Source organism: Cupriavidus sp. Met-2 (assembly GCF_049843575.1).
GTDB lineage: Bacteria > Pseudomonadota > Gammaproteobacteria > Burkholderiales > Burkholderiaceae > Cupriavidus > Cupriavidus metallidurans.
On sequence record NZ_JBBHZL010000016.1, the window covers coordinates 141,995 to 148,423 of the forward strand.

Annotated in this window: 6 protein-coding genes; 2 read left to right on the top strand and 4 right to left on the bottom strand. The window is 60.1% G+C overall.

Annotated features, from left to right (window positions below; translation table 11 throughout):
- The gene (locus WD006_RS26960; protein ID WP_326998543.1) at nt 1-690 is read left to right on the top strand and encodes a phosphohydrolase; all 690 of its coding nucleotides are present in this window, start codon (nt 1-3) and stop codon (nt 688-690) included.
- Nucleotides 691-698: 8 nt separating this feature from the next.
- Nucleotides 699-3,506, top strand: a complete 2,808-nt coding sequence (locus WD006_RS26965) for a relaxase/mobilization nuclease domain-containing protein (protein ID WP_024569665.1) — start codon at nt 699-701, stop codon at nt 3,504-3,506.
- 40 nt (nt 3,507-3,546) lie between these two features.
- Here the strand turns inward: WD006_RS26965 and WD006_RS26970 are convergent, their stop codons facing one another.
- The 4 genes from WD006_RS26970 to WD006_RS26985 all read right to left on the bottom strand — a co-directional run bounded on the left by WD006_RS26970 (nt 3,547) and on the right by WD006_RS26985 (nt 6,213).
- Nucleotides 3,547-4,254 carry a DUF5710 domain-containing protein gene (locus tag WD006_RS26970; protein ID WP_024569666.1) on the bottom strand — a complete coding sequence of 236 codons (708 nt, stop codon included), beginning with the start codon at nt 4,252-4,254 and terminating at the stop codon, nt 3,547-3,549.
- A 126-nt stretch (nt 4,255-4,380) separates the two neighbouring features.
- Complete coding sequence (locus tag WD006_RS26975) at nt 4,381-4,761, bottom strand: hypothetical protein (protein WP_152536341.1); 381 nt, start codon at nt 4,759-4,761, stop codon at nt 4,381-4,383.
- Nucleotides 4,762-4,848: 87 nt separating this feature from the next.
- Entirely contained in the window at nt 4,849-5,577 is a 729-nt protein-coding gene (locus WD006_RS26980; RefSeq protein ID WP_024569668.1) for a hypothetical protein, read from the bottom strand.
- A gap of 12 nt (nt 5,578-5,589) precedes the next feature.
- Nucleotides 5,590-6,213, bottom strand: coding sequence for a phospholipase D family protein (locus tag WD006_RS26985; RefSeq protein WP_024569669.1), 624 nt, complete (start codon nt 6,211-6,213; stop codon nt 5,590-5,592).
- Nucleotides 6,214-6,429: the final 216 nt, after the last annotated feature.

Consider the following 6,429-nt stretch of genomic DNA (forward strand, 5'->3'; position numbering starts at 1 on the left):
GTGGATCTTTTGCAGCAAAACTCTGACGAAATCATTAATTGTTGCACTGATCTGCAGCCGCAGGCCTTGCACCTGATCCCACGCGCTTTTGTTCGACAGCCCTCCGGTTTGCACCTGGACCTGCTCAATCCGAGCACCGATGGCTGGACCGACGAAGACTTGGCCATCGGCCTGTCACGCACCTACCGCTGGGGCGGGCACTCAACGTGGCCTCTGCCACTGTCAGTCGCCCAGCACTCAATCACAGTCGTGGAGCTATACAAGCGATTCGCCAAACGACCCCTTACTTGCGTCGAAATGCTACGCGAGCTGCTGCATGACGCTGATGAGGCTTTGATCGGCGGCTTCGATCCCATCAGTCCGATCAAACCAATTCTGGGGCCTGGCTATGCGCAAATCGCCGCGAAGCTACAAGCCGCCGCGTTTTCCCGTTATCGCGTCCCCGAATGGTCCTCCGAAGATAAGCAGATCCACAAGCGTGCCGATCACCTGGCGGCAGCTTCCGAGGCGGTACACGTCGCCGGCTGGTCCGCCGACGAGGTGCAGGATCTCCTCAACATTGGCCTGACACCCCTTAAGACGGATCCCTTGGCCGAGGTATATGGCTGCAAGCCATGGGAACCGTGGCCACCCGCCGTAGCCGCAGAGCGATTCCTTGATCAACTCAAGCAGCTCTCGAAGGCAGCCTGAGCGCGCATATGGTCCCAATCATTCCAAAGCAAAGGCAGCACAAGCCAAATGCGACCAAGCGGTTCAATGATCTGATCGATTATCTGCAGGGTGAACAAGAGCAGGAAAAGCAGACGCAGCAGGCTGGCGTGGAGCAGGGCGCTGAAGCGTCTTCGGCCGGGGCTCCTGCAGCCGGCCGGATGGGCGAGCCAAGCGAATTCACCGATCTGCTGAACTACGCAACTGCGCCGGTGGACACGAAGATCCACGGCGAGAAATGCATTGCAGTTCGGACGCACGGTATCAGCGGGATCGACTCGGCCAGCGTTGAGATGAACGCGGTCGCCCGCAAGAATACGCGTTGCCACGATCCTGTGTACCACTTCATTCTTAGTTGGCCCGAGCACGAGAAGCCGGCGCCCGAGGCGATCTTCGACGCGGCCGAGCACGCCATCAAGGCACTGGGCTTTGAAGAGCATCAGTACGTCATCGCCGTACACGCGAACACCGACAACATTCATGCCCACGTGGCAATGAATCGCGTGCATCCGACGACTTTCAAGAGCCGGCACATCGAATGGGCTAAGCGCACGCTGCACTTCGCAGCTCGGGAAAGCGAGATCAAGCACGGGTGGACCCACGACAATGGGATCTACGTTGTGCAAGTCGATGGGCAAGGCAAGAAGCAGATCGTCCTCAACACCAAGCACGCTGAGGCCGAACTGGAGCAGGGCGGCAACGTGCATCCGGAGATCGAGCGGGATGACCCACTCCCGGTGTGGCACGACCCCGAAAGCCTGGACTCGTGGCTCAAATCTTCGATAGCCAAGGCCCTGAAGCAAGATCTCCCGGATCTCACCAGTTGGCAGGCCCTGCACGTCTGGTTGGAGAAGTTCGACATCACACTCAAGGATACCGGGGGAGGGGGCTTGCGCCTGCGCGCCATCTCTCCGGAAACCGGAGAGATTCTGGAAACCCCAGTCAGCAAAGGCCTGCGGCTGCTCAAGCGCCCCGACCTGGAGAAGCGCTGGGGTCCGTTCAAACCACCGTTCACCAATCCGGTCATCGTGCCGGATCTCACCCACCTCACCCCCAGGCAAATTGACAAAGGAGTAGACCGTGTCATCCGAATCGCCCCAGACCGAGGAGTCCCGCCTCCCGACCACGTCCTTGGTATTGATGGAGACCCCTACCGACCTCTATCCGACGAAGGCGGTAGCTTGCATGCAGTGCCCGGTAGCAGTATGGCAACTGGAGGACAAGTCCCTCCGATGCTATTGCCGAGCGCTTTACCGGGTGACGTGGGAGACGGGCAAACCGGGGAAGATCCGGGCGTGCGACATGCCCCTCGTGCTGGCCGAGCAAGCGGCAGCGAAAGAGGAGTAGATGCAGCCATACCTACCACCGGCCGCAAGGCGCGAGACCCGGCCATGCGCGCCCAGCGCAAGGCTGAGCGCGCCGCCGCACGTGCCGATCTACGTAAGCGCTACGCCCAATACCGCAACTTTGTCGCGGATGGCGACACGGACTACTTCGCCCGTCTCAAGGCCCTGCAGGTAGAACGATCTCACCAGGTCAAGGCCCTGCAGGCCGAAGCGAAGGCCGCGAAGGCGGCCATCCCGAAGGTTCTGAGTCGAGAGGTGCGGCTAATCTCCGTGATCGAGATCGACGCAGAGATGACGCGCCGCAAGCTCATCGTCGAAGCGCAATATCAGGAACGACGGGAGGCGTTGAAACTAGCGCGCGTGCCGCCCTTGCAGTGGCGTGAATGGCTATACGAGCAATCCAACCGAGGTGACAAGGCCGCGCTTTCCGCGCTGCGTGGCATCGTCTACCAAGCCCAGCGCGACGCCAAACTTCCGAAGGAGGGTGACAAGGACGACGAGTTGGAGGACCTGGATGTCTCCGCCGCCGATTACCACGATCAGCAGTACAAGCGACTGATGGCGCGGCTGCTGGCCGAGGAACGCAAGGAGAGGGCGATCCGCTCCACCAGCGTCCAGGCCATGCGGCCTCACGAAGTGGATGCGCTGATCCTGGCCTATGCCGGTATCCAATGGCGCGTGACGGGCAACGGAAATGTCGAGTACAGCCGCAGTGACGGCCGCCATCTCTTCACCGACCGGGGCAACCGCGTCACGTTTGACCGTATGCGCGTGACGGACGACGAAATTAAGCTCGCGCTCATCCACTCACGGGAAAAGTTCGGCCGTCAGATCACGTTGACCGGCGAGGAACCGATCTTCGTGGAACGCATGGCACGAGTGGCTGACGACATGGGCCTCAAGGTCCTCAACCCCGAACTGCAAGCTGTCATCCAGGCGCACCGAGCCGCCAAGAAGGAAGCCGCTGGCCAGATCGCAAAGGAGTCCGCACAGCAAGCGCCGCAGGCTGGCGCTCTCACCCACCTGAAACAGCCCCCGACACAAGCCCGTGACGCCGGTGAGGTCGCTTCTGCCGCGCCTCAGGCACACCAGGTCGCTGCGGACGTTGCAACAGGCACTGAAGCCGATCTCGTAGGCAGCCTGCAACCAATGGAACCGGCGCAGCCCGCTACGGGCGAGGAGCACTTGCGCGCCATGGTGCTCGGTATTGACCCACGAGCGAAGTTCGAGACCGCTGATCCAGCAGATGAAAGCCGCCTCTACGTTGGGCCAGTGGCTTCGGCACTGGCAGAGGCGCAGCCCATGTTCGCGCAGCATATTGGGCGCAGCATTTACGTGATCCACCAGCAGGCGGCGCCTGCCGGACACGAGGGCCAAGTGATTGAGGTCCGCTACCGCGCAGGCCGTGCAGACGCAAGTCTTCCTCAAAAGGACAAAGGAAGAGATCTATGAACTGCCAGGCCCCGACGGTGTCACGGCCCGGTCCCTCAGCTCAAGCGCTGTAATGTCGCTCCTCCAGCGCGACGTAGAAGAGGTCGTCACCGCCAAAGCTCACGTCGCCTTTGCACTCAAATCGCTTCGAGAACGTATAGAGAACCTTTACGGTCGAAGTCCCTGCCTCATGCGCCGCGAAGAACGGTCCTCCCGCGTCTCGATGCAGTGCAAAGTCACCAATCTTGGCTTGGCAAGAAGTGCAGTGGTTCATCCAGTAGGCGTGGCCTCTGGTCTTGCTAGTGTCCAGACGGAAATGCTTCGTGATTGAAGCCATTTGGCCTGCCACGTCGGGGAGCACGTCGGTCACATACGAGAGAATCGTCGGGAGAGGGCTCTTGCGCCAATGCGTGCCATTGTCCTCAGCCGTCCGGCATTCGAAGCCTGTTGGGGTGAAAAGCCCAAACACATCGGTTTCCTTGTGGCAGCGCCAGCAATTCACTGAAGCTTGCGCGAGAGAGTAGCTGTCGTTGCGGACTCTGGTTTCGTCTCCCGTGGAGATCCATCGCCAGAATGGTTTTGCATCGACGCGCTCGGGCACGTACCAGATCCTCGCGTCAGGGTCCCAGCGTGCCCCCAACCGCTTGGCTTCACCCTTCTCTTCAAACGGGACATCCAGCGGCACCCGAAGTGCCGCGCCACCCCGTACATCGCGCTCCAAGTATTGTTTGAATCCCGCACCAGACTCTACGACGATTCTTATCAGCATTGTCCACTCCGCAATCGCGCGACAACTTTACCAGAGCGAGATCTCGCCGGACGTCGTATCAAGAACAAGGGGCTCCAGCGGAGCCCCTAGACATTGGCCTGCGATGGCCATCTTTCGCGTAATAGGTCAGTGCCGATCTGGCGTGAACCACGCGGTTGCCCGCACATAGCCTGCTTCGAGCCTATCAATCATTCGGCATACCCGCTTCGCAGCATCGTCAAACGGTGCTGCAACGCTGGGCTTCAGGCGCGCGGCACTCGCCAAGTCGCTCAACGTGTCACGCAAAGCCCTGAGTAGCGCCCAGGATGAATCGAGGCGCGCACGGACGGTTTCCATTTGCCCCCAGTCGCGCAACGTCACGATATCAGCCACCTGTGACTCAGCTTTCTCCGCTCGGGAGATTGCCTCCCTGCAGAACCAGAGAATGTACGCTTGATCGCTTGATCCGTTGCCATTGCAACTGGCAGCGGTTCTCGCACTGAACTCGAAGTCGTCAACAGTTTCCATCGATAGATCCTTTTGCATAACCGCGCCCACGCCAGGCTACGCTTCCGGCCGGCGAGCGCGAATGTGTTGCCGTCAGTGTTGGCCTTGTCAGGAAGCTGGTGTTCCGAGCGCGGCGCCAGAGCCTCCGACTACGCGGCGGGGGGTGGCCTTGCCCTTGTGTCGAGCCGCCTGCGGTGGAATTTCAATGCCGGCTTCCCAAAGTAGCGTGCGCAAGTGCGAGGCGGTCAGTTGCGATTGCCGCAGCTCATCGCTAAGCCGTTCGGCAGCATTGGCCGCGTAGGTGAACTTGTTCCGCGCAGCTTTCAACTCCCTGTGAAGGATATCGGCATCTCCCACGCGAGCCAGTAGTCTTACGAGCAAGGCACGCTCCCGGTCTCGGTTGTGCGGGTGCTCCCAAGCCGTGTAGTCCTTTCTATAGCCGAGCTGCTCCTGACGCTGCTCAAAAATGTGTCCGGCTCGGACCTTCAACGCGCGGCCGTGGACTTCGATCAATCCCCATCGCGGGGGCAATTCATCGACAGCGATCAAGCCGGCCGGCGCGAGGTAGTACCTGAATTGACCGAGGCCCAATGCTGGGTCAATCCTGTGAGGCTTCTTCGCGTCGACCAAGAAGTCCGCCCTGGATACCTTGACCTCCACCAGCACGGAAAACTCTTCCCATCCGATGCTTCGGAATCCGATTGCGTCCGGAATTTCACCGTTATCGAAAGGAGCGCACTCGCTAACAGCGACGAGACAGCCAGGGCCCTTCTGGCTCTCCGAACGCTTGAGCCATTTCACAGCCAGCGCGCAGCCTTCGGCATGGGTCATGCTCATTCGCAACTCCTTTCAGTAGGTGGGCTGATAGGGCGTGCCCTGGCCCCAGTTGCGCTCCCAATGTTTCAGATAGACCGCCGCAAGCCTAGGGTTGCCCCACATCACCAGCACGTTCTCGCTATTCTTGTGGGCCGCTGCGTCCGAGTAGTTGAAGGATCCCGTCTCGACAGTCGCGCCGTCCACACAGATCGACTTATCGTGGTGAATCGGGTAGACGGCGATGGTCCTGACTTTGATGCCGGCGTTGCTAACAGCTCCCAGAGCGGCGCGAGCCTTCCCGCTCCGGTCTTCGCTGATGTTGTTCTTGTAGTCCACCACCATCGCTACATCCACGCCACGCTTCTTGGCGCGCAGTAGGGCTGCCGTAACCGGTGCGCTTGTGAAGCTATAAGTCAGCATTCGAATTTCGGACTTCGCGGAGTCGATGACCTTGACCACTAGCGCCTCGGTACCTTCATTTGGCGAAAAGGCGACTTCCACGGTACCAGTTGCAGGCACCTGTATCGCGCCTGGCTGCAGGGCCGTCGCGATACCCGACTCTACTTCGCCCAGCAGGGTGGCCTTCTTTGCGAACGCAGTTTCGGTCGCAATGAGCGATAGCGCCGCGAGCGCTGCTAGCGCGAGTGTCTTGCGCATTTTCTCTCCATTGATTTCAGGTTTCTGGGACGTTCCGGATAACAGATCGGGCATCTGCGATGGCCCTCCCAAATACTACATACATGTTAATGTTTTGCTGCAAAATACTTCGCTCATCATGCACGAACCGCTTGGCGCACATTTCGTTAGCGTTTTGAGTTCCTGCGGGCTATCGCTTCCCTGGCATGCTCAGTGGCACGTCGCGCTCGGTCCTCA

Coding starts and splice junctions, on each gene's coding strand:
- WD006_RS26985 (WP_024569669.1), bottom strand. CDS start 6,213: ATGCGCAAGACACTCGCGCTAGCAGCGCTCGCGGCGCTATCGCTCATT.
- WD006_RS26970 (WP_024569666.1), bottom strand. CDS start 4,254: ATGCTGATAAGAATCGTCGTAGAGTCTGGTGCGGGATTCAAACAATAC.
- WD006_RS26965 (WP_024569665.1), top strand. CDS start 699: ATGGTCCCAATCATTCCAAAGCAAAGGCAGCACAAGCCAAATGCGACC.
- WD006_RS26975 (WP_152536341.1), bottom strand. CDS start 4,761: ATGGAAACTGTTGACGACTTCGAGTTCAGTGCGAGAACCGCTGCCAGT.
- WD006_RS26980 (WP_024569668.1), bottom strand. CDS start 5,577: ATGAGCATGACCCATGCCGAAGGCTGCGCGCTGGCTGTGAAATGGCTC.